Source organism: Stenotrophomonas sp. 2201_Sma, assembly GCF_056486685.1.
Window position 1 is genome coordinate 1,252,591 of sequence record NZ_CM151329.1, and the last position, 26,473, is coordinate 1,279,063.

The following is a 26,473-nucleotide window of genomic DNA, read 5'->3' on the forward strand; positions in this document are numbered from 1 at the left end:
CTGTCGTCGGCCACAGGCACGACGGATGGCACTGCGACGTCCAACGGCCCTGCATCGGCAGGGGCGGTGGCGGGGCGGCACTCTCTCGAACACAGGTAACCCGCATGTCGAACTCGTCGATCTCCCCCCTCATTTCCCGGTCCAGGCTGAGCATGGCGATGTCGTTCGCTCTGATGGCAGGACTCTCCACGCTCGATGCGCAGGCAAGCACCTTCCATCTGAACGGCGACACGATCTACTACTCCGGCGGCGTCGAGAGCAGCGATCCCAGGACCTTGGAGCGCATTCTCAGCGCGGCGAACCGGCAGGGACGGACCATCCGCCAGATCGTCTTCCGCAATTCACCCGGTGGTGCTGCCAGCGGTGGCGTTGGCATGGGCGAGGTCATCCGCCGCAATGGCCTGGATACCGTGCTGGACGGTGGTTGCTACTCGGCGTGTGCCGATGCATTCGTCGCGGGTGTCAATCGTCGGATCACCCGCTTCGCCCTGCCGGTGTATGACGGTTACGACATGACCGTGCTGGGGATCCATGGCGAAGCCCGGGATGGTGTTCCCACGCCGTACCCGGGCCAGGAGAAGTACATCCAGTACTACCGGGACATGTTTGGCGCCAGGGACTTTGCCGTCATTGAAGGCCGGATCACCCAGGCCCACTACGAACTGACGGAAAGCTCCGGCTTCCTCCGCTATTTCGATCCGGCCACGATGGCCATCGCGACCCGCTTCTGCCCGACCCACGACACCAGCGAGGACGGTGGCTGCACGGCCTATCCGGACGTGACGCTGTTCAGCGACAGGGTGGCGACCTCGATGGACTATGCAACGACCAACGATGTCCTGGTCATCGATGGCAAGCCGGTGAGCGGAAACATCAATCCGGCATTCGATCCCGCGCAGTTCTCCTATGTGCGCGATGTGGACGTGGACAAGGTCGTCGGCGGCGATGCCTTTGGCGTGATCAAGCTCACCGCGGGCGCCCATTGGTCCGCGACGGAAGACAGCGGTGCGTCGATTCTGTGGGTGGACTCGGGGAGGCTGGACATCACAGCGCAGAGCAGCCTGCTTACCGGCAACAGCGTGATAGGACGCAACGGTGCCGTCGATGTGAGGGACGGTCTGCTGAAGGCCGGGAGCACGATCGTGGACGGTTCGCTGTCCCTCGCCTCGACCGGCGAACTGGACAACAGCGATACGCTGCTGGTCCGGCGTGGAGGTGAGGTGGCGATGGCCGGTGGTCGAATCTCCACGGCCGTCGTGACGCTGGATCCAGGGGCCGCACTGAAGGGGCATGGAACCATCGGCGCGACGGCCTATGTCGGGGACCCGGACTATCCCGACTTCCCCTGGAATGTTCCGCAGGTGGCGCGGGTGAGGGTGGCCGGTGGCGATCTTCATCCGCAGGGCGGCCCGTTGACGGTCAACGGCTATGTCAGCTTCGCCTATCCCAATGCCGGCCGGCTGCTGTTCGACATCACCCCGGAAACGCGCCAGGCGGGCCTTGTACTGGACGCATTCGAAGTCCATCGCTGCGACAGCCAGGGCAGCTACTACTATTGCGGAAACGGGGCGGCCACCACGGCGCCGGGCTTCCTGATCGGCGGCACGGTCGGCAAACTCGCGCTGGATATCGCACCGGGCTACTACCGCCAGGATCTTTCGATCCCGCTGGTACAGGGGCGTATCTATGGCAGCAAGGAAGGCAACGAGCTGACCACCGCGCTGTTGAACGACAGTGACAGCGAGTTCGATGCCAGCGTGCCGCAGCTGCAGGCCGGACAGGTCGCCTTCACCCATGCCGAGCGGCAGGACGGCTCGGGCTACAGTGCCGATCTGACCAGTGCCGACACGGCACAGCGCAGGTTCCATCCGCGCGAGAACTCGCTGCTGACGTTCAACATCGTGCAGACCGGTGACGGCATCTGGGCGGTCGCCAATCCGGCTTTCGATGACGTGTCTCCGTTCGCCAACGTGGCGTCGGGCGCGGGCCTCGGCCAGGCATTGAGGACGGCCGCGTCGCAGCCGGCGTCGGCGCTGGAGCCGCTGCTGGGCGCACTGCAGTTTGCCGACCGCGACGTGGTCGCGCAGCAGGCCGGCGCGCTGCGTGGCGATGCGCACGCCACCCTGCGCCTGGCCGACAACGCCCTGCTGGGCAGCATCGGCAACGTGGTCCAGCAGCATCAGGCGGCGATGCGCAGTGCCGGTGGCGATGCCGATGGCCTGGCCGCGCAGGTCGCGCAGTCGATGTCGGCACAGCCGGGCATGCGCCATGGCACCCTGTTCAACCAGCTGGCAATGCATCTGGTCGAGCCGACGGCAGCAGGTGCGGGGGCCAGCGGTGATGGCCCGCGTGGCCACGGTCTGTGGGCACGCGGCTTCGCCAGCCATGGCCGCATCGATGCCGATGCCGGCGTGGCCGGGATGAGCCATACCGTGGGCGGCATCGTGGTCGGTGCCGATACGCGCCTGGCCGATGACCGTGTCGGCCTGGGCGTGAGCGTGGCGGCCGCGGATATGTCGACCAAGGCCCGTGGCGCCTCCAGCTTCACCGGCGACGTGCGTGCGCTGGATGTGGGCGGTTACCTGGACGCGATCTACGCACGCGGCTACCTGTCCGCGGCGGTGCGCTACACCGACCTGCGCCACGACACCCGGCGCAGCATCGCCGGCATCGAGGGCCTGCAGGACCCGCTGCGTGCGAAGTACAGCAACGATGCGATCTCCGCGCGGGTGGAACACGCGTTCTCCTTTACCCGCGGCACGGGCGTGGTGATCCAGCCGCTGCTGCCGGTGGTGGACTACGCGCGCACCTCCGCGACGCGGTTCAACGAAGGGCAGGGCGTGGCGGCGCTGGCCGGGCGTGGCGGCAGCCTGGAGAGCATCCGGGTCGGTGCAGGCCTGCAGCTGTTCAAGACCTTCGAGGGCAACAACGGCGAGCGCATCACCCCGCGGGCGCGGGTGGTGTGGCAGAAGGAGCTGGGGGATACGCAGGCCCGTTACAGCACCGGCTTTGCGGCGGCGCCGGATCTGGTGTTCGGCAGCAACAGCCAGACGGTGGGCGAGCAGGTGCTGAGCTGGAACCTGGGTGTGACCAGCCGGGCCAGCGAGCGGCTGTCGGTGATGGTCGACTATGTGGGCGAGCGCCGCGACGGCCAGCTGCAGAATGGCGTGCAGCTGGGGCTGGGTTACCGGTTCTGATGCAGGGAGGACGTCCTCGCCCGCAGGGCGGGGGCGTGCTGCGGGCGGCACGTCGGTTGTGATGCAGGCGCCCGCACAGGTTGGCGCAGGAGTGTCTTCAGTCGCGAAGGAGCGGTCTTCGTGGGTCGCTCAGTTAGATCTCATGGTGCGGGCCGGCAAACGTGTTGCTTGGTCTGGTAGCGCCGGGCCATGCCCGGCGGGATGCGAGCTATGTCGCATTTGCACCGGAAAGATCGTCCTGCTTCTGAACAGATGTTCCAGAACGACGGTATCGGCAGGGAGGCGGTTGGCTGTCCATAACCCCGTGGACAGAGTCGGATTCCGGGTCGGAAGTCGGCTGATGGCTTCCCTTCTCCCTCTGTGCCTATACTCGATGCAACCGCATACAGCGGCCCGGTCCATAGCACGGAGGCTTACAACGATGCCCATTGGCGCGATTCCTGACGTTTCTCTGGTCGATAACAGCGAACAGCGCACACCGCTGATACTGGTACTGGACTGCTCCGGCAGCATGGGTGGTAGCCCGATCGAACAGCTCAACGCTGGCCTGAAGCTGCTGGAGAAGGAGCTGAAGGACGATGTGATAGCGGCCAAGCGCGTGCGCGTGTTGCTGGTGGAATACGGTGGCATGGACACTGCCGCCGTACGTGGTGACTGGTGTGATGCAATGGATTTCACTGCACCCACCCTGAAGGCCAACGGCACCACCCCCACCGGCGCGGCGGTGGAGCTTGCCCTGCAGGAAATCGAAGATGAGAAGCAGCGCTTCCGGCAGGCTGGCGTGGCCTACACGCGGCCATGGTTGTTCCTGATGTCAGATGGCCAACCGACCGATGCCTGGGAGGCGGTGGCCGAACAGTGCCGCAGTGCCGAGGAACAGAACAGGGTGGCGGTGTTTCCAATTGCAGTGGGTAATGCCGACCTCGGTGTGCTTGCCCAGTTCAGCCGCAATGGCGAGCGCGGGGTGAAGCGTTTGCAGGGCCTGCAGTTCAAGGAGCTGTTCCTGTGGCTCAGCGCGAGCATGCGCGCGGTGTCCAATTCGACGCCCGGCGGGCAGGTCCAGTTGCCGGCGACCGATAACTGGTCGCACGTGCCGGTCTGACCGTGAGTTGGCGCGTTATGGCTGCCTCGGCTACGGGGCGGTCACACGTGGATCGCGGACAGCCCTGCCAGGACGCGCATGCCGCGGTATGCAGCGGCGCGCTGCTGGTGGCGGTGGTCTGCGATGGTGCCGGTTCGGCCTCGCACAGCGATATCGGGGCGCAACACGTGTCGTGCAGCGTCGCGGCTGCAGTGGCGGCGGCACCGGCGTTGGGCGACGCACCGCTGACGGTGCCCGTGGACGTGCTGCGGCCGATCATCGAAACGGCCATCGATGACGCGCGCGGTCAACTGGCGCTGTTGGCGGCCGGACGTGGCCTGCGCCTGTCCGACCATGCCTGCACCCTGGTGGGGGTAGTAGCCGATGTGCGTGGTGGCTGGTTCTTCCATATCGGCGATGGGGTCGCCGCCTGCGCATTCAGCGATGACACCGCCGATGCAGTATCGCTGCCGGCCAACGGCGAGTACGCCAACGAAACCTGGTTCGTTACCGGAGCCAATTGGCGGCAACAGTTGCGGCTGACCCGTTTCGAAGGGGCGGTGCAGGCGCTGGTGCTGATGTCCGACGGCGTGCAGCCCTTTGCGATGACGCGCCGAGGGGACACCTTGTTCCAGCCGTTTTTCGGGCCGGTGCTGCGCTATCTCTCTGCTGTGGATGAAGTGCATGGGAGCCAGGCCTTGCAGGCGACCTTGTCCGACCCGCGCACGGATGGCATTACCGGCGATGACAAGACGCTGCTGATCGCATTGCCGGGCTGAGCACATGCCTGGCCGCAGTGGAGAAATCATCTTCGACCAGCGGCGCCAGCCGCTGACCCTGCTGCGCCTGCTCAAGAGTGGTGGCGCCGGCAGTGTGTTCACTCTGAAGGAGCGTCCGCGCGAGGTCGCCAAGCTGTATCACTCGGCCAAGGACGTGCTGTTCTACGAGCGCAAGCTGCGGGCAATGCTGGAACTGCAGCCGGATCTGCCGACGCTCCGAGAGGGTGGGCGCGAACGGGTCCAGATCGCATGGCCGACCGGCCTGCTTCGTGACTGTGGCGGGCGCTTCGTCGGCTTCAGCATGCCGATCCTGGACGTCTCGGCCACCACCGATCTTGAGCATGTACTGCAGGAACGGCAGGCACGCGTTGAAAAGCTGCCCACCGGTCTGGGCGCGAAGATGACCCTGGCTGCGAATCTGGCGGCGACCCTGGCTGCCTTGCACCGCTGCCAGCACTACGTGGTCGATCTCAAGCCGCTGAATGTCCGCTTCTACCGCGATTCGCTGTTCATCGCCATGCTTGATTGCGATGGCTTCAGCATCCAGGGCAAGGACGAGCGTTTCCCGGCCGGCCAGGTGACCACCGATTATCTGGCGGCCGAGTTCCAGCAGCGTGGGGTCACGCCTGGCGAGGAAGAGGCGCAGGATCGCTTCGCATTGGCGGTGATCGTATTCCAGCTGCTCAATTCGGGCCTGCATCCGTACGCCGGGCGCCCCCAGGGGGGCGACGTGCCCAACGACCTGCCTGGGCGCATCGCTGCGCGGTTGTATCCCTACGGCCGGCGCGGCATCAGCCGCCTGCTGCCCGCACCGGTCAGTGGCCATGAAATGTTCCCGCCGGCTCTGCGCGATCTGTTTGATCGCGCGTTCTCGGCGCAGCCGCAGCGCCGTCCATCGGCGCAGGAGTGGTCGTCGCTGCTGATGGGCTACGCGCAGCGAAGCGGCGGCCAGTTGGTGGCGTGCAGTCAGGATGCCAGCCACCAGCACTTTGCCGGGCTACCCTGCGCGGCGTGCGCGCGCGCCGGCCTGGTCGCACGCAGTGCGCGCGTGGCACAGCAGACGAACGGCGGCAAGGGCCGCGGTCGCAAGCGGAAACGTACCCGCACGGCCCAGCCACTGCGGCAGGCGGCAGCCGCCCGCCCGGTGGCAAGGCCGGCCGCTCCGGGCGCTGCTGCCACAACCAGTCAGCTTCCCGGCCTGGGGTCGCGGGTTACGATGGCGGCGGTCGGCACCCTGGTGCTGGGCTGGGTGGCCGGCTGGGGCATGCCGGCCTGGCGTGCCTACGACGCGCTGCCCTCGCCGGGCTGGTGGGATGGCTTTGAGCTGGCCGTGCAGTCCGGCATGCTCCTGCTGGGCGTGCTGTTCTACATCCTGTGCGTGCCGGGCTTGATCATGAGTAGGCGGCCGTGAAGTGGCTGGGCTGGCTTGCCGTGCTGCTGGCGGTTCTGATTGGCCTGACGCCGTTGTGGGCGTGGCTGGGCGGTCTGGTTTACTCCACGTTTGATGTCCTGGGCCATCTGGGTGCTCGCCCATCCATCAGCGATGGCCGCGCTGCCTTCCGCGCGGCGGTGATGCTGGGCGGCACGGCTTCGGTGCTGTCGCTGCTGCGCGTGGCCTGGCTGGATCGGTCCGGCAATTACCTGGTGGCGGCTCTGATGCTGGGCTTGGGTTTCGTCGTGGTGGTAGTCATCTCTGGTGGCGGAGGCTCTGCTGATCGCGACGCACCGCGCCAGGTCTACATAGCGGCGAACGACTTGGCGCGCGGGCAGCGGCAATGGAGTTCGCGCGAGGCGTTCGAGCAGGACTCGCTGCAGACAGTGGAGGCGGCGATGCGCGCTGGTGCCCGCGGAGACGTGGCGCAGGTCGATCACCTGTTGAGCGAGCTGAAGGCATCTGCTCGGCTCTGGCCGCGCACGTCTGACCATACGCGCGAGTTCGCGCGCCTGCGCGACCAGTACAGCGCCGTGGTGGGCAAGATGAACGCGCTCTCTCCGCCCAGCCGTACCGGTGCCATCGATCGCAGTGTGCTGGAGGCAAGGCGGAGCCCGGAATACAGGGCGCTGGACGCGGAATCGACCGAACTGCTTCGGCAGATGTGGGCTGCGTCGCCACGCCGCCCGGCCATTGCTCTGGCGCTGTTGACCGAGGACATGCGAGCGCTGTCGGTGCGCAGCTTCTTCGGCAGGCGGCAGCTGCCCCCTGCGTTGGACGAGTTGCCATTGCAGGAGCGCCTGTATCGGATACAGACCCTCTTGGAACAGGTGCTGGCCTATGCGCCCAACGAAGTTCCTGTATGGGAGGCCTACAGCGAAGTGATGGCCGACCAGGACGAGGAACTGGCGCTGGGCGCGCGCGTGGTAGCCGGCCAGTTGGAACGACGGCTGCGCAGCGGCGTGGACTCGCGTGACTACCTCAATACCGGCAACATCCTGCTGGGCAGCGACGTGCGCCTGGGGGCCATCATGATGTCGCGCGGCAGCAGGGAGCGCTCCCGCATTCTGGAGGCGCGGGCCTCGGCGCTGCTCGGGCCGGCTGCCGACAAGGTTTCTGAGGGTACAAGTGATGACGCTGGCGGCGACACGGCGGCCTCGCCTGGCGGGATGGCAGAGCCGGGCGTGCCAGTGGTGTCGGTGACGTCGCCCTCGGATGAGCCCGACGCAGAGCGAGCGCTGCCGCCACGCGGAACGCTGGCCGATGGCACAGGGTTGTGGGTGCCGCCGCGGCCCCGGGCGCCCGCAGCCCCTGCGCAGGAAGACGGCGGGCCGCCCAATACGGCGGAGGGCGATCGGGGAACGCTACGTGTGGATCTGGCCGCGGCCGGCTTCACACCCGAGCCGTTGCCGCCTTTGCCGGAAGGCACCGTCGTTGCCCGTAACGTGCGTGTGTTGCTGGTGGTTGATGTCTGGGAGGACGGGCAGGTGACCTCGGTCCTTGTGCAGAGGAGCAGCGGCGTCCTGGCGCTGGACCAGGCTGCGCGGGCGGCGGCGGCGCGCTGGCGCAGCGCAGTCAAGGTACCGGCTGGCGGGGAGCGGCGAGGGGTGGCAGTCGAGTTCCTGCCATCGGGTGGCGAGCCCCCCGTGCTTCGCTGACTGCCTTCATCCGCGGTTCCCCCGCCGATTGAGGCGGACGTCATTGCGTATCTGGCCCATGCGGATGATGTTCGGCAGCAACAGCCAGACGGTGGGGGAGCAGGTGCTGAGCTGGAACCTGGGTGTGACCAGCCGGGCCAGCGAGCGGCTGTCGGTGATGGTCGACTATGTGGGCGAGCGCCGCGACGGCCAGCTGCAGAATGGTGTGCAGCTGGGGCTGGGTTACCGGTTCTGATGCAGGGAGGACATCCTCGCCCGCCGGGCGGGGACGTCCACCGGCGGCTGATCCGCCTCTACCGCGCGCACAGGTTGGCGCAGGAGTGTCTTGAGTCGCGAAGGAGCGGTCTTCCGTGGGTCGCTCAGATAGATCTCATGGTGCGGGCCGGCAAACGTGTAGCCCAGCGATGGCATCACCTCCTGGTGCAGCCTCGCGAGTGTCGGGCCTTCATCCTCATAGGGGCCCACGTGCAGCGTCTGCAGGCAGAGACCCTCCTCCAGCCGCTGCAGGCGCAGGCTGGAGGGTGGCGCACCGAGCTTCGCCCTCACCGTCTCCGTTGCTGCAGCGAACCGCGGCGTGTCGACGGCATCCGGGGTGCGGATCATCAGGGTCCAGGTCCATTCGTCCTTGCGGCGGGCGACGAAGCTGCCCGGATCCTCAGCGCTCCAGAGCCCCTCCAGCGGCGCAACCACATGGTCCTGTCCCACCGCCTTGAGGGCGAACTTCAACGCATAGCTGACGGAGTAAAGCCAGCGTACGGCCTCGGCGTAGGCGATTGCCGTGTTGGGGTCGCCGCGGCCGTCAACCATCACGAACGGCAGGGAGGGCACTTGGAGCAGGACGAAGTCGCCGGTCGGCGCCCGGTACAGGGTGCGGTCAAGCGTCTTGAAATCGACTTTGCCCATTGGAGATCTCCAGTAGACGGACAGCATCGCACGCGCGTCAGCATGCCACAGTTCCTGAATGCGTTCATTCGACTTTGCCGAACGAGGGATTCCGGCGTGGCGACACCTGCGGCTGCGATGCTCCGCGCCCCACTGCGCGCACGGTGCGACAACGTGTCGCAGCCAGAATGGGGCCTTTCCTGCGGAGGATCATTGTCAATGCCTTTCTTAAATGGTGGGTGACGGCCTAAAATTGCAAGGCTGACTCGACCCCACCTCCCTGCCTGTCTCCGGACGGGTGGGACCGGCTTTGGCCGGAGCGGGCAGGACGGGGAACGGCATTCCCTCGCAATTGGATCGACCGATGATTCCGTTGAAAACCCTTGGGCGCTGGTTGCGCCCGGGCCTGCTGCTCGCAGTGCTGGTGATGCTCACCGGCTGCGATGCCGTGGCCATCCTCAGTCCGAAGGGCCAGATCGGCCAGGATGAGAAGACCCTGCTGATCACGGCCACCGTGCTCATGTTGCTGGTCGTCATCCCGGTCATCATCATGACCCTGACCTTCGCGTGGAAGTACCGCGCTTCCAACACCAAGGCCCGTTACGAGCCGAAGTGGTCGCACTCGACGGCGATCGAGGTGGTGGTGTGGTCGATCCCCTGCATGATCGTGCTGGTGCTGGCCGTGCTGACCTGGCGCTCCTCGCACGCGCTGGATCCGTACAAGCCGCTGGAATCGGACGTCAAGCCGGTCACCATCGAGGCGATCTCGCTGGACTGGAAGTGGCTGTTCATCTATCCGGAAGAGAAGATCGCGGTCGTCAACGAGATCAAGTTCCCGGTCAACACTCCGCTGAACTTCAAGATCACCTCCGACACGGTGATGAATGCCTTCTTCATCCCGCACCTGGGCAGCATGATCTATTCGATGGCGGCGATGGAGACCAAGCTCCACCTGATCGCCAACGAAACCGGTGAATTCCCGGGCATGTCCTCGCACTACAGCGGTGCGGGCTTCGCCAAGATGCACTTCACTGCCTATTCGGTCACCGATGCCGAGTACCGCCAGTGGCTGGACCAGGTCCGCGCCGGTGAGCAGACGCTGGACAAGGCCTCGTTCAAGGCCCTGGGTGAAGCGCGCAATGCCGAGTGGTATCCGGTGACCTACTACGGCCGGTCCGAGGAGGGCCTGTTCGACTGGGTCATCGCCAAGCACATGGGCGACAACAAGCACTACGGCATGAAGCACGCCCATGCGGGCGCTGCCGCCGCCGATGCTGCCAGCCATGAAGGGCATGAAGGCCACGCCCCGAGCGAAGAGCACAAGTCCAAGGAGTCCGGGGAAAACCTGGATGCCACTGAACACGAGCACGCCGGCCACGCCGGTCATGCGGGCTCGGGAGAATGAACATGCTGGGAAAACTCTCTCTTGAGTCGATCCCCCACGATCCGATCGTGCTGACCACACTGGTCGGTGCGGTGCTGGGTGGCCTGGGCGTCGTCGCCCTGATCACCAAGTTCAAGCTGTGGGGCTATCTGTGGAAGGAGTGGTTCACCTCGGTGGATCACAAGAAGATCGGCGTGATGTACCTCATCGTCGCCTTCGTCATGCTGCTGCGCGGTTTCTCCGACGCGATCATGATGCGCACCCAACAGGCCATCGCCGTCGGTGGCTCCGAGGGTTACCTGCCGCCGCACCACTACGACCAGATCTTCACCGCCCACGGCGTGATCATGATCTTCTTCGTGGCGATGCCGTTGATCACCGGCCTGATGAATCTGGCCGTGCCGCTGCAGATCGGTGCGCGCGACGTCGCGTTCCCGTTCGTCAACTCGCTCAGCTTCTGGCTGTTCGTCGCCGGTGCGGTGCTGATCATGCTGTCGCTGTGGATCGGTGAGTTCGCCGCCACCGGCTGGCTGGCATTCCCGCCCTTGTCGGGGATCGAATACAGTCCAAGCGTAGGCATGGACTACTACATCTGGGGTCTACAGGTGGCGGGTCTGGGTACCACGCTGAGTGGTATCAACTTCTTCATCACCATCCTCAAGATGCGCACGCCGAGCATGAAGCTGATGCAGATGCCGGTGTTCACCTGGACTGCCCTGGTGACCAACGTGCTGATCGTCGCTGCCTTCCCGGTGCTGACCATCACCCTGGTGCTGCTGACCCTGGACCGTTACCTGGGTACGCACTTCTTCACCAATGACGGTGGCGGCAACGCCATGCTGTACATCAACCTGATCTGGATCTGGGGCCACCCGGAGGTGTACATCCTGGTCCTGCCGGCGTTCGGCGTGTTCTCGGAAGTGATCGCCACGTATTCGCGCAAGGCCCTGTTCGGTTACAAGGGCATGGTCTACGCCACCGCCTGCATCGGCGTGCTGTCGTTCATCGTGTGGCTGCACCACTTCTTCACCATGGGTTCGGGTGCCAACGTCAATGCCTTCTTCGGCATCACGACGATGATCATCTCCATTCCCACGGGCGTGAAGATCTTCAACTGGCTGTTCACCATGTTCCGCGGCCGCGTGCAGTTCACCACGCCGGTGCTGTGGACGATCGGCTTCATGGTCACCTTCACCATCGGCGGCATGACCGGCGTGATGCTGGCCATCCCGGCCATCGATTTCGTGCTGCACAACAGCCTGTTCCTGATCGCGCACTTCCATAACGTGATCATCGGCGGCGTGGTGTTCGGCATGTTCGCGGGCATCACCTACTGGTGGCCGAAGATGTTCGGCTTCCGCCTCAACGAGTTCTGGGGTAAGTGTGCGTTCTGGTGCTGGTTCATCGGCTTCTACGTGACCTTCATGCCGATGTACGTGCTGGGCTTCATGGGCATGACCCGTCGCCTGCAGAGCACGGTCAATCCGGCCTATGAGCCGCTGCTGCTGGTTGCTGCTGCAGGTGCCTTCATCGTCGGTGCCGGCATCCTGTGCCAGATCATCCAGGTGGCCGTGTCGATCCGCGACCGCAAGAAGACCGTCGACCTGACCGGCGATCCGTGGGATGCCCGTACGCTGGAGTGGGAAACCTCTTCGCCGCCGGCGTTCTACAACTTCGCCACGCTGCCGGACGTCACCGAGCTGGACGATTTCTGGGAGCGCAAGCAGCGCGGTGAGGCCTGGCCGAAGCCGGCGAAGTACACCGACATCCACATGCCGCGCAATACCGGCACGGGTGTTGTCATCGGTGCCTTCAGCCTGGTGTTCGGCTTCGCGATGATCTGGCACATCTGGTGGCTGGCCATCGTCGGCTTCGTCGGCATGATCGCCACGTTCATCTACCGCACCTTCGACCAGGACGTGGACTACTGGGTCCCGGCCGCCGAGGTGGAACGCATCGAGAACGAACACCGCAAGCACCTGGAAGCCCAGGGCCTGGTGAAGTCGGAGCTGAAGGCATGAGCACCAATACCTCGACCCTGAGCCACGGGCACGCCGCGCATGCGGCGGCCCATGGCCATGACGACCACGAGCATCACGACACCGGCGGCAACACCGTCTTCGGTTTCTGGGTGTACCTGATGAGCGACTGCCTCATCTTCGCGTCGCTGTTCGCCACCTATGTGGTGCTGGCCGGCGGCACCGATGGTGGCCCCGGTCCGAAGGACCTGTTCGAACTGTCGTTCGTGGCCTGGGAAACCGCGCTGCTGCTGACCTCCTCGCTGACCTTCGGTCTGGGCATGATCGCCCTGCACCGCAAGCAGGTGGGCCAGATGTACCTGTGGCTGGCAATCACCTGGCTGCTGGGCTTCGGCTTCATGTGCATGGAAGTGTGGGAATTCCAGCACCTGATCCACCAGGGCTATGGTCCGGACCGCAGTGCCTTCCTGTCGGCGTTCTTCGCCCTGGTCGGTACCCACGGCCTGCACGTCAGCGCCGGCCTGCTGTGGCTGCTGGTGATGTTCGTGCAGCTGAAGAAGTACGGCCTGACCCCGACCAACAAGACCCGCATGGCGTGCCTGAGCCTGTTCTGGCACTTCCTGGACCTGATCTGGATCGGCGTGTTCTCCGTCGTCTACCTCAATGGAGCGCTGTAATGGCACATGACAACCACGCACACGATCATGGCACCGGTGGCGAAAGCCACGGCAGCGTGAAGTCGTACCTGATCGGCTTCGTGCTGGCAGTGGTGCTGACCGTCATCCCGTTCTGGATGGTGATGTCGGGCGACTTCTCCCGCACCGTCAACGGTGTGGTGATCGCGATCACCGCCGTGCTGCAGATGCTGGTCCACCTGGTGTTCTTCCTGCACCTGGACCGCTCCTCGGAGAGCCGCTGGAACGTCAACGCTGCTGCCTTCACCATCGTGGTGATCGGCATCATCGTGGTCGGCACCCTGTGGGTCATGCACAACATGAACGTGCATATGATGCACTGACGTCCCCGCGACGTTGCCACGCAGAAAGGCCGCCCCCGGGCGGCCTTTCTGTTGTCAGGTGGATGGGGTCGGATCCCATGTCGCAGGCGAGGGCTCCGACCTCGCACGCCGGGCCTCACCCCACCTTGCGCAGGAACTCCTCGGCATCCATCGGCCGACCCAGGTGGTAGCCCTGCAGCTGGTCGCAGCCCAGTTCGCTCAGGTACTCGCGCTGGGCCTGGGTCTCCACGCCCTCGGCCACCACCTGCAACTGCAGCGTACGGCCCAGGGCGATGATCGAGGAGACGATCGCGGCGTCTTCGGCATTGCGTTCCAGGTCGTGCACGAAGGCCCGGTCGATCTTCAGCTCGGTGGCCGGCATGCGCTTGAGGTAGAGCAGGCTGGAATAGCCGGTGCCGAAATCGTCGATGGCGATGTGCACGCCCATCGCGGTGAGATCGTTGAGAATCGCCAGGCTCGCGTCGACATCCTTCATCGCAGTCGTTTCGGTGATCTCAAGCGTCAGCAGAGGCGGATCGATGGCGTGTCGTTCCAGCGCCGCACGCACGCTGGCCAGCAGCGTCGGCGAGGCGAACTGCAGGGGAGACAGGTTGACCGCCATCGTCCAGCCGCGATGGCCGGCATCATGCCACGCACGCAGCTGGGCGCAGGCGCGATCCAGTACCCAGTCACCGATCGGCAGGATCAGCCCGCTGCGCTCGGCGATCGGGATGAACACGTCCGGTGCCAGCAGGCCCAGTTCCGGGTGCTGCCAGCGCAGCAGCGCTTCGGCGCCGCTGGCGGGGGCATCGGCGGCGGGAAATTTCGGCTGGTAGTGCAGCACCAGTTCGTCCCGGACGACGGCCTTGCGCAGATCCTGCAGCAGCCGCAGCTGGCGGTTTGCACTGAGCTGCATCGAGGGAGTGAAGAACGTGTAGCCGTTCCGGCCGGTGTCCTTGGTGTGGTACATGGCTGCATCGGCGTGGGCCATCAGCTCGCGTTCGTTGCCGGCGTCGTCCGGGTACAGGGCGATGCCGAGGCTGGCGCTGACCTGCAGCTCTGCCGCGTCGAGAATGAAAGGCTCGCTGGCCGCGGCGATGATGCGCTCTGCGACGACCACGGCGTCATCCGGGATGTCGATCGCCAGCACGATCACGAATTCGTCCCCGCCCAGGCGTGCGAAGGTGTCCTGCGGTCGCAGCAGGCCGCCGATGCGCTGCGCGACGGCGACCAGCAGGCGATCACCCAGTTGATGACCGTAGGCGTCGTTGACCGCCTTGAATCCGTCAAGATCGCAGAACATCACGGCCACCGCGTGCTGGTGCCGGCAGGCCTTCTCGATGGCCTGTTCGATGCGGTCCTGCAGCAGCATGCGGTTGGGCAGCTGGGTCAGCGGGTCGTGCAGCGCGGCCTGGATCAGCCGGTTGTTGGCGTGCGCGAGCGAATCGGCCAGCAGCCCGGTGCGGACCCGCATCTGGCGATCGAACAGGGAGGCCACCAGCGCGATGCCAAGCGTCGCCACGGTGGTGACGATGACCAGTACCGCCAGCCAGCGGGCATCGATGCCGCCATTGACCACGGCACCGCAGATGCTGCCGTCCGCGAAGCGTGCGGCGGCCATGCCGGTGTAATGCATGCCGACGATGGCCAGCCCCATCACCAGCGAGGCGAGCAGGCGCAGGCGCAGCGTGTTGCGCTGCTCGGTGCGCAGGCGGAAGGCGATCCACAGCGCAGCGCCGGCTGCGCCGATGGCCACCACGATCGATGTCGCGAACCATCCTGGGTGGTAGTCGATGCCGGGCTGCATGCGCATGGCGGCCATGCCCAGGTAATGCATGGCCGCGATGCCGGTGCCCATCAGCACCGCACCGGCCAGCAGCCGCCGTCGCGGCAGGCTGGGGCGGGAGACCAGCCACAGCGCATAGGCCGATGCGCCGATCGACACGGCCAGGGAGTAGAGGGTGATGGCCAGGTCGTAACCGATCGGGATCGGCAGGTCGAACGCCAGCATGCCGATGAAGTGCATCGACCAGATGCCCAGGCCCATCGCGGCGGCGCCACCAGCCAGCCACCAGCGGGCGACGCGTCCCTGCGCGCTGGCGACACGCCCGGCCATGTCCAGGGCCGTGTACGAAGCAAGAATGGCCACCAGCAGAGAGATGGCGACCAGGCTCTGACTGTAACTGCCAGTCATGTTGAATCCAGTGGGAAAGGGAGGGGCGCCCGCAAGGCGCACGCCCGCGACCCCTATCGGCGCAGGTGGGCGGTACTTGAGCGGTCGCAGCACCTGCGACCGGGCTCGGCTATCCTGCCACGCCCGTCCCCGCCGCAGGAAATTCCCAGATGGCAAAAGCCCGCACCGCCTACGTCTGCAATGAATGCGGCGCCGAGTACAGCAAATGGCAGGGCCAGTGCACCGAGTGCAATGCCTGGAATTCGCTGTCGGAAATCGTCCTGGAAAGCGCGGCGGCGGCCAAGGCGCCGGCATCGCGGCGGGCCGGCTGGGCGGGCAAGGTCGATCCGCCGAAGATCACCGCCCTGAAGGATGTGGAGCAGACCGAGCATCGCCGGGTCAGCACCGGCATCGGCGAGTTCGACCGCGTGCTTGGCGGCGGCCTGGTGGAGGGGGCGGTGGTGCTGGTCGGCGGCGATCCCGGCATCGGCAAGTCGACCCTGCTGCTGCAGGCGGTCGCCAGGATGGCGGCCGAGCTGCCGGTGCTCTACGTCACCGGCGAGGAGTCTTTGGCCCAGGTGGCCGGTCGCGCGCATCGGCTGGAACTGCCCCTGGATGGCGTCAACGCGCTCGCTGAAACCGGCGTCGAGTCGATCCTCCAGCACGCGGCCAAGGCCGGCCCGCGCCTGATCGTGGCCGACTCGGTGCAGACGCTGTGGACGGAAAGCCTGACAGCCGCACCGGGGTCGGTCAGCCAGGTGCGCGAGAGTGCCGCACGGCTGGTGCGTTTCGCCAAGGAAACCGGCACCGCCGTGTTCCTGGTCGGCCACGTCACCAAGGAAGGTGGCATCGCCGGCCCGCGTGTGCTGGAACACATGGTCGATGCGGTGCTGTACTTCGAAGGCGAAAGCGGCAGCCGCTTCCGGCTGCTGCGTGCGTTCAAGAACCGTTTCGGCGCGGTCAACGAGCTGGGCGTGTTCGCCATGGGCGACAAGGGCCTGAAGGAGGTTTCCAATCCTTCGGCCATCTTCCTGTCCGGTGGCAGTACGCATCAGCCCGGCAGCTGCGTGATGGTGACCCGTGAAGGAACCCGTCCGCTGCTGGTGGAGGTACAGGCGCTGGTCGACGCGTCGCCGCTGTCGAACCCGCGCCGTGTCGCCGTAGGCCTGGAGCAGAACCGTCTGGCCATGCTGCTGGCGGTGCTGCACCGGCACGGCGGTGTGCTGGTGGGCGACCAGGATGTGTTCGTCAATGTCGTCGGCGGCATCCGCGTGCAGGAGACGGCCGCCGACCTCCCGGTGCTGCTGGCGGTACTGTCGTCGCTGCAGGACCGGCCGTTGGCCGAGAAGACCATCGCTTTCGGCGAAGTGGGCCTGTCCGGCGAGATCCGCCCGGTGCCCAATGGTGAGGACCGGCTGCGCGAGGCGGCCACCCATGGTTTCAGACGTGCGATCGTGCCGAAGGCCAATGCGCCCAAGGGGGGCTCGGTCAAGGGCATGGAGGTGATCGCCGTGGAGCGCCTGTCCGAGGCGATCGACGCGGCGTGATTCCATCGGAGGCGCGCCGGCGGCCGCGATCCTGTTGAGCCGGGCAACGCGCGTCTGCTTCCCCGGCGAAGGACCGCCGGGCATGGGCCAGACGCTGCAGACGTCAGATGCGGCTACGGTCAGCCTCGCTGTGCTAGTTTTTCCCGCTCGACGAAGGCGCCCTGTGGCGCCTTTCCGCGCCCAGGAGTAAACGATTACATGCAGGACCCCGCGCTTACCGCCCCCGCCGCCGAAATCCGCCGTGCGGGCGTCGACCTCAATGGACTGATGACGGTGCTGGGCAAGCACCTGTACTCCACGCCGATGGTGGCCCTGCGCGAGCTGGTGCAGAACGCGCATGACTCGATCATCCGCCGTCGCATCGAGCAGCCGGGCAGGGACGTGCCTTCCCGGATCTCCGTCCAGGTCGACGCCACCGCCGGCGTGCTGCGCATCAGCGATACCGGGGCGGGCCTGACCCGCCAGGAGATCCACGATTACCTGGCGACAGTCGGTGTCGGCTACACCCGTGGCCTGCGCCAGGGCGGCGCCGACGAGGATGGCCTGATCGGCATGTTCGGTCTCGGCTTCCTGTCCGCCTTCGTGCTGGCGCGTCGGGTCAGCGTTCGCACCACCTCCTACCAGACGCCGGAACTCGGCCATCTGTACGTGTCCAGCAATGCCGAGCAGTACACGGTCAGCGAAGTGCCCGCGCGCGAGATCGGAACCGAAGTGGAGCTGGAACTGCACCCCGACTTCCTGCCGCTGGCCAACGAAGCACGCCTGCACGAGGTGCTGGGGCGGTACTGCGCGCTGCTGTCCGAACCGATCTTCATCGGTGCCGCCACCTCGGCGATCAATCCGGAGCCGCCACCGTGGCGGGGGCAGGGCGAGGTCGCGCTGCACCCGGTGCAGGCGCGCCGGCAGTCCCTGCAGTTCGCCGCGCGTTTCGAGCATGACTTCGAGCCCATCGTCACCCTGCCGCTGCGCGCCGATGGCGTCAGCGACGCCACCGGCCTGTTGTGGGTGCAGGATGGCGCCACCTATGGCACCAGTGACAACCGCAATCTGTCGGTGTTCGTACGCGGCATGCTGCTGGACGACGATGCACGTGACCTGCTGCCGCCTTGGGCCGGCTTCATCGGCGGCGTGATCGAGTCCTCGCGGCTGACGCCCACTGCCAGTCGTGAGGATCTGCAGCGCGATGATCATTACCGTGCCGTGCAGCACGCCCTGCTGGAAGCGTTGATCGATGGCCTGGCCGAGGTCGCACGGCAGCAGCCTGAAGCCTGGCGCCGGGTGCTGGCCCGCCACAACGAAGCGCTGCTGGGCGCGGCGCTGTGTGATGACCGCCTGTTCGAACTGCTGGTGGAGCACGTGCGCGTGCCGACCTCGCAGGGCGATCTGCCGGCCAGCGCGCTGCCGGCACGCGGCGCCGTGCATGTGATCCTCGACAACGGTGGCGGTTTCGAAGAGATGCTGTTCCGCGCGATGGGGGTGCCGGTCGCGCATGGCCATCGTTATGCGGTGGTTCCGTTCCTGCGTCGCTGGGCCCAGGCCAAGGGCCTGCGTCTGGTGGAACTGGGCACCGAGCAGGGCAACCGCGCGCTGTTCCGTACCGATGACAGCCTCGATGAGGGGCAGCTGGCCTGGCTGCGTGAGCAGTTGGGCGATGGTGAGCAGCTGCTGCCGGCGCGCTTCAGTCCGGAGGCACTGCCGGTGGTGGTGGTGCCCGACCGCGAGGCCGAACTGAAACAGCGGCTGGAGGACGACGAGAACGACAAGCGGGTATCGATGGCCGCGCTGCGGCTGGCCCGCCAGTTCACTGCACGCATCGAATCGCGTGCACCGTCGCGGCTGTATCTCAACCTCGACAACACCGCGGTGCAGGCGCTGCTGCGCGCACAGCGCGAAGGCCACCCGCAGGCCGAAGCGGCCGCACGCCTGCTGCGCTCCCTGAAGATCATCGTCGCCGCGCAGGGCAGGCCCCTGGCGCGGACGACGGCAACCGCAGGCCCCGACCTCAATGGAGCCTTCACCGACATCGCGGGCGCGCTGCAGCAGATGCTGCGCTGACGCCCGCTCTCATCCAGCCTTCGCTAGACAGGAGCACGTAATCCCCTCATGGACATCTGGAACTGGGTAGAAAAACTGCAGGGCGACCTGCGCCAGGCCGGGCAGGCGCAGAACGCGCACCTGCTGAACCGCCTTGCAGACGACGTCAGCGAGCTGCAGGTCGACCGCGTCGATGCGCTGTTGCCCGAGGCGCGTGCGCTGGGCAAGGCGCTGGACAATCCCTGGGTCGATGTCTACGTCGGCCACTGGGCGCTGCGCAACCGCGTGGGCAACCGCGTCGAAGGTGAAAGTGCACTGGGCGAGGCGGTCGCGCTGTTCGAGCGTGCGCATCGCGAGGATACCCTGGAGTGCCCGCAGTCGATCTGCGTGACCCAGGATCTGGCCGCCTGCTACGGCAACATCGACGGCCCCGGCTGGGTGCCCGAACGGGTCGAGGTCTGCGACGAGACCCTGGCACGCATCGATCCGAGCTGGGCCTGCTTCCAGTGCCTGAGCTGCGAGAAGGCGGACGCGCTGCTGGACGACGATCGGGGCCAGGAGGCGCTGGATTACCTGCAGGCACAGGCCGACGCGATCGAGGCCTGCGGCAAGGAGGTGTTCGACAGCTTCCCGGAGATGCAGATCAAGATCCTTCTGGGCCTGGGCCGCGCTGAGGAAGCGCTGGCGCTGATCGAAAAGCGGGAGGCCGAGGTGGTCGCGTCGGGCGAGTATGAGCCGGCCAACTGCACCGTGCCGCGCCGCCTGTCCAAGGCCTGGGCGCTGGCACAGCTGGGCCGCGACGAAGAAGCGCTGCAGCAGATGGTCCCGTGGAGCGAACTGACGCCTAACTACTGGCGACTGTGGGCGAACACCGCCGCTGCGCTGTGCCGGCGCGATCCGGCGCGCAACACCTGGGACCTGGGTACGCGCTTCAACACCATCATCGAACATTTCGCCCGCGTCGGTTCGCACCGGCTGTTGATCGAGGTGGCTGCACTCAGCCTGGAGCTGGCGCTGCAGCGGGGCGCGCGCTGGGTGGCGCAGCGGCAGCTGGGCCTGGCCCGTGCCCACCTTCCGCAGCTGCGCCAGGACCGCGGCGCGTCCGCGCTGGTGGCCGCCCTGGCTGCACGCGTGGAAAGCCTGCCGGAGGTCGCGCCGTTGCCGGTGCCGGCCACGGAGCTGCTGGCGTGGCTGGAAGCGCGCGGGGAGCAGAACCACTCGCGCGATCCCGAGCAGGAGGCGCAATGGTTGCTGCAGGCCCACGCACAGTGTCCCGATGATGAGCCGTTGGCCGACACGGCGGCTTCGGCGCTCAATGCCTGCGGCGCGCAGGCCGAAGCACGCGCACTGCTGTGGGACTTCGTGGCGGCGCATCCGCAGCACGATGGTGCCGCGGCCTACACGCTGATGCGGTGGCTGGCCGAACAGGGCGATGACGCCGGCCTGCGCCGGTTGGCGGATGTCTTCCGCGACAGCGTGCCGGTGTTCGCCCACTGGTGCGAGGTGCAGCGCGCGCGCCGGGTGTCCGACTGGCCGGCGCTGGAGCAGGCGGCAACGGCACTGCTGGAGCTGTCGCCGGGATCGCATGGCGCGCGCGGCACGCTGGCCCGCATGTACATGGAGACCGGACGCTTCAGCGATGCCCAGGCCTGCTACGCGCAGCTGATCGAACTGCTGGAGGAGCCCAATGCCGCGCATTGGGACCACATGAGTGCCGCCAGTGCCGCGCATGACTGGGACGCCGTGCGGCGGTCCGCGGCGGCGATCGGCATGGAACTGTCCAGCACCGAGGGTGTGGTCGAAGAGCCGTGGGGCTGGGTGATCATCCGCAGCGAGGAAGAGGGCGAGCCGATGGAGTACTACGCCCGGCGCAGCGGCCCGGTGACCGCCCGCATCGTCGAGAACGCGCCGGCCAACCGCGCCCAGCAGGTGGGTGACTGGGTGGTGTTCGACGCGGCGCTGGTGCATCCGGCACCGGAAGACGAGGAGGCACGCGAGCACTTCATCCCGACCTACGCACAGGTGCATGTGCTGGAGCGGGGCGGCTTCGCCCGCAGCTGGCTGATCGACGGCGCACATCCAGGTGAGGACGCCTGGAATGCCCTGGTCGAGGCGGTTGAGGCGCAGGGCTGGAAAATCTGGGCCCACAGCCGTCCCGACTACACCGTGACGGACCCGGAAGCCGAGGACGGCACGCTGCCGGGGCTGCTGTTCACCATCGCCCAGCCTCAGGATCACGCACCGCTCGCGCTGCACCGGTTCCTGCAGCAGGCCACCGCCGGCTGGGCACATCCGCTGTGCTGGCTGCGCCTGGCCGAAGCCTGCGACCAGGATCGCCAGCCGCATCTGGACGTGATCGAGCGGTACGGCCTGTAGGCACGCCGCGCTCGCCGGGCGTGGCCCGGCGCTACTGCTCTGCGCCGCCGGGCGATGCCCGGCGGACCTGTCATCCGATCAACGGGAGTGTCCGAACACCAGCTCGATCGCGAACTGGCTGCCGAAGAAGGCCAGCAGCAGCAACAGCATGGCCGTCAATGTCCAGTGCACCGCCTTCACCCCGCGCCAGCCGTAGCGGCGGCGGCCGATCAGCAGCACGCCGAAAACGATCCACGACAGCACGCTCAGTACGGTCTTGTGCACCAGCTTCTGTGCAAGCAGGTCATCGACGAACAGGACGCCGGTGACCAGGGTCAGCGTGAGCAGGGCGAAGCCCACCGCGATGACCCGGAACAGCAGCGCTTCCAGATCGGCCAGCGGGGGCAGGGCGCGCAGCCAGGGCCGGAATTCGCGGCGGCGCAGCGCGCGTTCCTGCAGCCACAGCATGATCGCCAGCAATGCCGCGATGCTCAGCGTGGCGTAGGCCAGCAGGGCCAGCCAGGCATGGCTGGCCAACCGCCAGCCCAGCATCTTGCTCGGCTCGTGGCCATAGCCGTGATAGGCCAGCAGCAACAGTGCCGCGAGCGGAAACACCACCACGCCCAGCGCGGACATGCGGCCGCGTGCACCCACCAGCGACGTCAGCCAGGCCATGCCCAGGCCGACCAGCGACAGCGCCGCGAAGAAATGCATGTCCGGCCCGCCGTTCGTGCGCATCGCCACCATCACGTGATAGCCGCCATGCAGCACGATGGCTGGCAGCGCCGGCCACAGCCAGGCGGGCGAACCTACGGCACCATCGCGGCCGAGCGCGCGCACCAGCAGGACGCTGGCGGCCAGGTAGAGCAGGACGGCGATGAGAACGATTGTCATCGTGGCAGTTTCGCATACCCCCGGGGTGCTGGCGACGGCCGCCGTGTCGCAGCCCGGGAGCAGGGGCGGACCGGCTATACTGTGTGCCTTATTGTCCCCCGTTTTCAGACAGGTCGCACCGCATGTTCGAGTCCCTGACCCAGCGCCTTTCCGGCACCATCGAGCGCCTGCGCGGCCGTGGCCGCCTGACCGAGGAGAACATCCGCGAGGCCACCCGCGAGGTCCGCATCGCGCTGCTCGAGGCCGATGTCGCGCTGCCGGTGGTGCAGGCGCTGATCGAGCGCATCAAGGTGCGCGCCGTTGGCCAGGAAGTATTGAAGTCGCTGACCCCCGGCCAGGCGCTGATCAAGGTCGTCCGCGACGAGCTGACCGCGGTGATGGGCGCTGAAGCCAGCGACCTGAACCTCAACGTGCCGGCGCCGGCCATCATCCTGATGGCGGGCCTGCAGGGCGCCGGCAAGACCACGACCGTGGGCAAGCTGGCCAAGCACCTGAAGGAAAAGCGCAAGAAGAAGGTGATGGTGGTCTCGGCCGACGTCTACCGTCCGGCGGCGATCGAGCAGCTGAAGACCCTGGCCGAACAGGTCGGCGTGCTGTTCTTCCCGTCCAGCGCCGACCAGAAGCCGGAAGCCATCGTCCGCGCCGCCATCGACGATGCGCGCAAGTCGTTCGTCGACGTGCTGCTGGTCGATACCGCCGGCCGCCTGGCCATCGACGAAGCGATGATGGCCGAGATCAAGGCCCTGCACGCAGCGGTCAACCCGGCCGAGACCCTGTTCGTGGTCGATGCCATGACCGGCCAGGACGCGGCCAACACCGCCAAGGCCTTCGGTGATGCGCTGCCGCTGACCGGCGTGGTGCTGACCAAGACCGACGGTGACGCCCGTGGCGGTGCCGCCCTGAGCGTGCGCTACATCACCGGCAAGCCGATCAAGTTCGTCGGTGTCAGCGAAAAGCCGGACGGCCTGGATGTGTTCCATCCGGACCGCATCGCCAGCCGCATCCTGGACATGGGCGATGTGCTGTCGCTGGTCGAGCAGGTCGAGCAGCAGGTCGACAAGGACAAGGCGGCCAAGCTGGCCGAGAAGGTCGCCAAGGGCAAGAAGTTCGACCTGAACGACATGCGCGACCAGCTGGAGCAGATGCAGAACATGGGCGGCATCGGCGGCCTGATGGACAAGCTGCCGGGCCTGGGCAACATCCCGGACCACCTCAAGCAGCAGGTCAGCCAGGGCAAGGAAGTGCCCCGCATGATCGCCATCATCAGTTCGATGACCAAGAAGGAACGGCGCAACCCGAACCTGCTCAACGGCTCGCGCCGCGCGCGCATCGCCAAGGGCTCGGGCGTGACTCCGGCCGACGTCAACAAGCTCATGAAGCAGTACATGCAGATGGAAAAGATGATGAGCAAAATGGCCGGCGGCGGCATGAAGGGCATGATGCGCAGCATGAAGGGCATGATGGGCGCCATGGGTGGCCGCGGCATGCCGTTCCGTTGATTTTCACCGGCGGGCGCGTGCGTGTCGGGATCTGCACTTGCGCGGCCGCTGCCGAATTGCTTGACTACCTGCGTGTCTGACAAGGGAATGTTCATGAACAGAACCATCATGGTGATCGCGCTGGCCTTGGGGCTGGTCGCATGCAAGGACGACACGTCCGTCTCGCAGAAGGCTGGCAGCGCCATCAGCGGTACGGCGGCGGATTTCGTCGCGGGACTCGGTGAAGGCGTGGACAAGCGCATGAACGTGACGCTGCAGGCCGATCCAGGCCTGGCTGCGCGCGGCCTGACCATCACGTTGGGCAAGAGCCGTGGCATGGGCTCCAAGGAGGCCGCGGTGTATGTGGTGGCTGACAAGGCCTTCAATGGCAAGCTGGTTGCGCGGGCACTGGACGCTGAGGGCTCCGAGATCGGTCGTGCCTCGGCTGATGTCGAATTCGCCGCCGACGACGCACGCTATGTGACTTTCCAGTTCAACGAGGAAATGGACAGCCAACTGGTCCGCAGCTACGCGGTGGCGGCGCGCTGACCTCCGGTCGGATCTACGGATCAGACCGTGGCGACTGGCGTATGCTGGGCGGCGACCTCTCCCGCAGGTATGTCGCGTGAACGCATCGCCGATTCTTGAACGCGCCGACGCCTTCTGTCGGCGTTTTTCATTGCAGCTTCCGATCCTCCTCGCCCCCATGGCCGGTGCCTGTCCGGTGCCGTTGTCGGCGGCGCTGGCCAATGCCGGCAGCATGGGCGCAATGGGCGCGGTGCTGTCCTCGGCCGCCGATATCGGGCGGTGGATGGATGAGTTCCGGGCCATCTCCACCGGCCCGGCGCAGGTGAACCTGTGGTTGCCGGATCCGGCGCCGACGCGCGACGTGGTTGCCGAATCCGCCAGCCGTGCCTTCCTCGCGCAGTGGGGACCGGAGGTGCCGGCCAATGCGGCCGATGCCACGCCAGCCGATTTCGAAGACCAGTTCGCCGCGTTGCTGGCCGCGCGCCCGGCGGTGGCCTCGACCATCATGGGCGTGCTTTCCCCCGCGCATGTGCAGCGGTTGAAGGACGCAGGCATTGCCTGGATCGCCTGTGCCACCACGCTGGCCGAAGCGCGGGCCGCACAGGACGCCGGGGCCGATGCGGTGGTTGCGCAGGGGGCTGAAGCCGGTGGCCATCGCGGGGCCTTCGATCCGGCGTTGGCCGAGCGCCAGCTGGTCGGCCTGTTCGCACTGCTGCCGCGGCTGGCGGACCATCTTCGAATTCCGGTGATCGCGGCCGGTGGCATCGCCGACGGGCGTGGCATCGCCGCGGCGTTGACGCTGGGTGCCAGCGCGGTGCAGATCGGCACCGCGTTCCTGCGCACACCGGAGGCGGCACTGGCGCCGGCCTGGGCCGACGCGCTGGCGATCACGGAACCGGAGGATACCTGGCCGACGCGTGCGTTCAGTGGCCGACTGGGCCGCGGCCTGGCAACGCCCTATGTACGCGCCGCTGCGGCGGCCGGTGCGCCGGCTCCGCGCCCGTACCCGGTACAGCGTGGACTGACCGGGCCGATGCGCGCGCAGGCCACACGCGAGAACCGGCTGGCGGCGATGCAGGCCTGGGCCGGGCAGTCGGCGTGGATGGCACCGGCGCGGCCGGCCGCTGACGTGTTGCGCGGCATGTGGGAACAGGCGCAGGCGCTGCTGCGATGATGCTGACCTGCAACGGCCAGCCGGCGCAGGTGGAGGATCTGCTGCCGACGCTGGTGAATTACGGTCACTTCACCTCGCTGCAGGTGCGTGGCGGAGCAGCGCAGGGATTGGACCTGCATCTGGCTCGATTGTCGCAGGCCACGCGCGACCTGTTCGGCAACGAGCTGGATACGGCGCAGGTGCGCAGCTGGATGGCGCAGGCGCTGCAGAAGGCCGGCCTTGCCGACGCCTCGCTGCGGGTGACGGTGTTCTCGCGTCACTTCGACTTCCGCGATCCACTGGCCCGCGTGGCGGTCGATGTGCTGGTGGCGGTATCCGCGCCGGTATCGCTGTCCGCGCCGCGGCGCGTGCGCAGCGTCACCTGGCAGCGGGAGCTGCCGCAGATCAAGCACGTCGGCACGTTCGGCCTGTTCGCGCAGCGTCGCGCGGCGATGGCCGATGGGTATGACGACGCGCTTTTCGTGGACACGCAGGGGCACGTCAGCGAGGGCACGACCTGGAACGTGGCCGTGCATGATGGGCACCAGCTGATCTGGCCACGCGCCGCCGCGCTGCGGGGTACCGCAGAGGCCCTGCTGCGTGCGCATTGGAACGGACCGCAGGTGTGCCGGCCCTTGCCGGCAGGCGCGTTGCAAGGCGTGCAGGCTGCGTTTGCCTGCAACGCCAGCGGACTCTGGGCGCTGCAGAGCATTGATGGGCGGGCCCTGGGTGGCTCGCTGGCGTTGGCTGAACAGGGCAGGGCGGTACTGGCCGGTGTGCCCTGGCAGCCGCTTTCCTGAACGGATGCATGGCCTGCCGGCCGCCGGGCATGGCCCGGCGCTACCGTGACGCGTGGGGTTGGCTCGGCCACGCTCTGCCGCTATAATCGCCCGCTTACCTCGCCATCCTGGCGACTGGGCAA

General features: G+C 66.9%; 20 protein-coding genes. 17 read left to right on the forward strand and 3 right to left on the reverse strand.

All coding sequences use genetic code 11. The annotated features are described in order from the left end of the window. Window positions 1-158: 158 nt before the first annotated feature. The 6 genes from ACZLIF_RS05895 (at window position 159) to ACZLIF_RS05920 (ending at window position 8,382) form a co-directional block, all read left to right on the forward strand. The gene (locus ACZLIF_RS05895; RefSeq protein ID WP_241685980.1) at window positions 159-3,197 is read left to right on the forward strand and encodes an autotransporter domain-containing protein; all 3,039 of its coding nucleotides are present in this window, start codon (window positions 159-161) and stop codon (window positions 3,195-3,197) included. A 421-nt stretch (window positions 3,198-3,618) separates the two neighbouring features. After that, window positions 3,619-4,299, forward strand: coding sequence for a vWA domain-containing protein (locus tag ACZLIF_RS05900; protein WP_128989432.1), 681 nt, complete (start codon window positions 3,619-3,621; stop codon window positions 4,297-4,299). A 47-nt stretch (window positions 4,300-4,346) separates the two neighbouring features. After that, on the forward strand, window positions 4,347-5,057 hold the full coding sequence (locus tag ACZLIF_RS05905) for a PP2C family serine/threonine-protein phosphatase (protein ID WP_206733984.1): 711 nt from the start codon (window positions 4,347-4,349) through the stop codon (window positions 5,055-5,057). Between the two features lie 4 nt (window positions 5,058-5,061). Continuing rightward, the gene (locus ACZLIF_RS05910; RefSeq protein WP_128989434.1) at window positions 5,062-6,468 is read left to right on the forward strand and encodes a DNA-binding protein; all 1,407 of its coding nucleotides are present in this window, start codon (window positions 5,062-5,064) and stop codon (window positions 6,466-6,468) included. Beyond that, the gene (locus ACZLIF_RS05915; RefSeq protein WP_128989436.1) at window positions 6,465-8,147 is read left to right on the forward strand and encodes a TonB family protein; all 1,683 of its coding nucleotides are present in this window, start codon (window positions 6,465-6,467) and stop codon (window positions 8,145-8,147) included. Before ACZLIF_RS05910 ends, ACZLIF_RS05915 begins: the two co-directional genes overlap by 4 nt. A gap of 43 nt (window positions 8,148-8,190) precedes the next feature. Continuing rightward, window positions 8,191-8,382, forward strand: a complete 192-nt coding sequence (locus tag ACZLIF_RS05920) for a hypothetical protein (protein WP_128989438.1) — start codon at window positions 8,191-8,193, stop codon at window positions 8,380-8,382. On the opposite strand, the gene ACZLIF_RS05925 is transcribed toward ACZLIF_RS05920, so the two are convergent. Beyond that, complete coding sequence (locus tag ACZLIF_RS05925; RefSeq protein WP_128989440.1) at window positions 8,370-9,050, reverse strand: GyrI-like domain-containing protein; 681 nt, start codon at window positions 9,048-9,050, stop codon at window positions 8,370-8,372. The two genes, ACZLIF_RS05920 and ACZLIF_RS05925, sit on opposite strands and share 13 nt — an antisense overlap. 343 nt (window positions 9,051-9,393) lie before the next feature. On the opposite strand from ACZLIF_RS05925, the gene cyoA reads away from it, so the two are divergent. From cyoA to cyoD, 4 genes are read left to right on the forward strand one after another with little or no spacing between them, the layout of a single operon-like run. Further along, a complete protein-coding gene (cyoA, locus tag ACZLIF_RS05930) occupies window positions 9,394-10,434 on the forward strand; it encodes a ubiquinol oxidase subunit II (RefSeq protein WP_053518989.1) in 1,041 nt (346 codons plus the stop codon). Between the two features lie 2 nt (window positions 10,435-10,436). Beyond that, the gene (gene cyoB / locus ACZLIF_RS05935; RefSeq protein WP_053518988.1) at window positions 10,437-12,434 is read left to right on the forward strand and encodes a cytochrome o ubiquinol oxidase subunit I; all 1,998 of its coding nucleotides are present in this window, start codon (window positions 10,437-10,439) and stop codon (window positions 12,432-12,434) included. Then, window positions 12,431-13,069, forward strand: a complete 639-nt coding sequence (gene cyoC, locus ACZLIF_RS05940; RefSeq protein WP_065174633.1) for a cytochrome o ubiquinol oxidase subunit III — start codon at window positions 12,431-12,433, stop codon at window positions 13,067-13,069. The genes cyoB and cyoC overlap by 4 nt, the downstream gene beginning before the upstream one ends. Further along, complete coding sequence (cyoD, locus tag ACZLIF_RS05945; protein ID WP_053518984.1) at window positions 13,069-13,410, forward strand: cytochrome o ubiquinol oxidase subunit IV; 342 nt, start codon at window positions 13,069-13,071, stop codon at window positions 13,408-13,410. Before cyoC ends, cyoD begins: the two co-directional genes overlap by 1 nt. Before the next feature lie 115 nt (window positions 13,411-13,525). On the opposite strand, the gene ACZLIF_RS05950 is transcribed toward cyoD, so the two are convergent. Beyond that, the gene (locus tag ACZLIF_RS05950) at window positions 13,526-15,583 is read right to left on the reverse strand and encodes a putative bifunctional diguanylate cyclase/phosphodiesterase (protein ID WP_128989441.1); all 2,058 of its coding nucleotides are present in this window, start codon (window positions 15,581-15,583) and stop codon (window positions 13,526-13,528) included. A 149-nt stretch (window positions 15,584-15,732) separates the two neighbouring features. Between ACZLIF_RS05950 and radA the strand changes: the two genes are divergently transcribed. The 3 genes from radA (at window position 15,733) to ACZLIF_RS05965 (ending at window position 21,519) form a co-directional block, all read left to right on the forward strand. Then, window positions 15,733-17,109 (forward strand): DNA repair protein RadA, encoded by a 1,377-nt coding sequence (radA, locus tag ACZLIF_RS05955; RefSeq protein WP_053518980.1) that lies wholly within the window; start codon window positions 15,733-15,735, stop codon window positions 17,107-17,109. Between the two features lie 198 nt (window positions 17,110-17,307). Beyond that, a complete protein-coding gene (locus tag ACZLIF_RS05960) occupies window positions 17,308-19,164 on the forward strand; it encodes an ATP-binding protein (protein ID WP_128989443.1) in 1,857 nt (618 codons plus the stop codon). Between the two features lie 48 nt (window positions 19,165-19,212). Then, entirely contained in the window at window positions 19,213-21,519 is a 2,307-nt protein-coding gene (locus tag ACZLIF_RS05965; RefSeq protein ID WP_128989445.1) for a tetratricopeptide repeat protein, read from the forward strand. Window positions 21,520-21,597: 78 nt separating this feature from the next. On the opposite strand, the gene ACZLIF_RS05970 is transcribed toward ACZLIF_RS05965, so the two are convergent. Further along, the gene (locus ACZLIF_RS05970) at window positions 21,598-22,392 is read right to left on the reverse strand and encodes a cytochrome C assembly family protein (RefSeq protein WP_478462411.1); all 795 of its coding nucleotides are present in this window, start codon (window positions 22,390-22,392) and stop codon (window positions 21,598-21,600) included. A gap of 122 nt (window positions 22,393-22,514) precedes the next feature. Between ACZLIF_RS05970 and ffh the strand changes: the two genes are divergently transcribed. From ffh to ACZLIF_RS05990, 4 genes are all read left to right on the forward strand, one after another. After that, window positions 22,515-23,891, forward strand: coding sequence for a signal recognition particle protein (gene ffh / locus ACZLIF_RS05975; RefSeq protein WP_053518973.1), 1,377 nt, complete (start codon window positions 22,515-22,517; stop codon window positions 23,889-23,891). A 93-nt stretch (window positions 23,892-23,984) separates the two neighbouring features. Further along, window positions 23,985-24,419: a hypothetical protein gene (locus tag ACZLIF_RS05980; RefSeq protein ID WP_128989447.1), complete on the forward strand. Its 435-nt coding sequence runs from the start codon at window positions 23,985-23,987 to the stop codon at window positions 24,417-24,419. A 76-nt stretch (window positions 24,420-24,495) separates the two neighbouring features. Continuing rightward, window positions 24,496-25,572 (forward strand): NAD(P)H-dependent flavin oxidoreductase, encoded by a 1,077-nt coding sequence (locus tag ACZLIF_RS05985; protein ID WP_128989449.1) that lies wholly within the window; start codon window positions 24,496-24,498, stop codon window positions 25,570-25,572. Further along, window positions 25,569-26,351, forward strand: coding sequence for an aminotransferase class IV family protein (locus tag ACZLIF_RS05990; RefSeq protein ID WP_128989451.1), 783 nt, complete (start codon window positions 25,569-25,571; stop codon window positions 26,349-26,351). Before ACZLIF_RS05985 ends, ACZLIF_RS05990 begins: the two co-directional genes overlap by 4 nt. The last annotated feature ends 122 nt before the right edge of the window (window positions 26,352-26,473 follow it).

Coding starts and splice junctions, on each gene's coding strand:
- ACZLIF_RS05895 (WP_241685980.1), top strand. CDS start 159: ATGTCGTTCGCTCTGATGGCAGGACTCTCCACGCTCGATGCGCAGGCA.
- ACZLIF_RS05900 (WP_128989432.1), top strand. CDS start 3,619: ATGCCCATTGGCGCGATTCCTGACGTTTCTCTGGTCGATAACAGCGAA.
- ACZLIF_RS05910 (WP_128989434.1), top strand. CDS start 5,062: ATGCCTGGCCGCAGTGGAGAAATCATCTTCGACCAGCGGCGCCAGCCG.
- ACZLIF_RS05925 (WP_128989440.1), bottom strand. CDS start 9,050: ATGGGCAAAGTCGATTTCAAGACGCTTGACCGCACCCTGTACCGGGCG.
- cyoA (WP_053518989.1), top strand. CDS start 9,394: ATGATTCCGTTGAAAACCCTTGGGCGCTGGTTGCGCCCGGGCCTGCTG.
- cyoB (WP_053518988.1), top strand. CDS start 10,437: ATGCTGGGAAAACTCTCTCTTGAGTCGATCCCCCACGATCCGATCGTG.
- cyoC (WP_065174633.1), top strand. CDS start 12,431: ATGAGCACCAATACCTCGACCCTGAGCCACGGGCACGCCGCGCATGCG.
- cyoD (WP_053518984.1), top strand. CDS start 13,069: ATGGCACATGACAACCACGCACACGATCATGGCACCGGTGGCGAAAGC.
- ACZLIF_RS05950 (WP_128989441.1), bottom strand. CDS start 15,583: ATGACTGGCAGTTACAGTCAGAGCCTGGTCGCCATCTCTCTGCTGGTG.
- radA (WP_053518980.1), top strand. CDS start 15,733: ATGGCAAAAGCCCGCACCGCCTACGTCTGCAATGAATGCGGCGCCGAG.
- ACZLIF_RS05960 (WP_128989443.1), top strand. CDS start 17,308: ATGCAGGACCCCGCGCTTACCGCCCCCGCCGCCGAAATCCGCCGTGCG.
- ACZLIF_RS05965 (WP_128989445.1), top strand. CDS start 19,213: ATGGACATCTGGAACTGGGTAGAAAAACTGCAGGGCGACCTGCGCCAG.
- ACZLIF_RS05970 (WP_478462411.1), bottom strand. CDS start 22,392: ATGACAATCGTTCTCATCGCCGTCCTGCTCTACCTGGCCGCCAGCGTC.
- ffh (WP_053518973.1), top strand. CDS start 22,515: ATGTTCGAGTCCCTGACCCAGCGCCTTTCCGGCACCATCGAGCGCCTG.
- ACZLIF_RS05980 (WP_128989447.1), top strand. CDS start 23,985: ATGAACAGAACCATCATGGTGATCGCGCTGGCCTTGGGGCTGGTCGCA.
- ACZLIF_RS05990 (WP_128989451.1), top strand. CDS start 25,569: ATGATGCTGACCTGCAACGGCCAGCCGGCGCAGGTGGAGGATCTGCTG.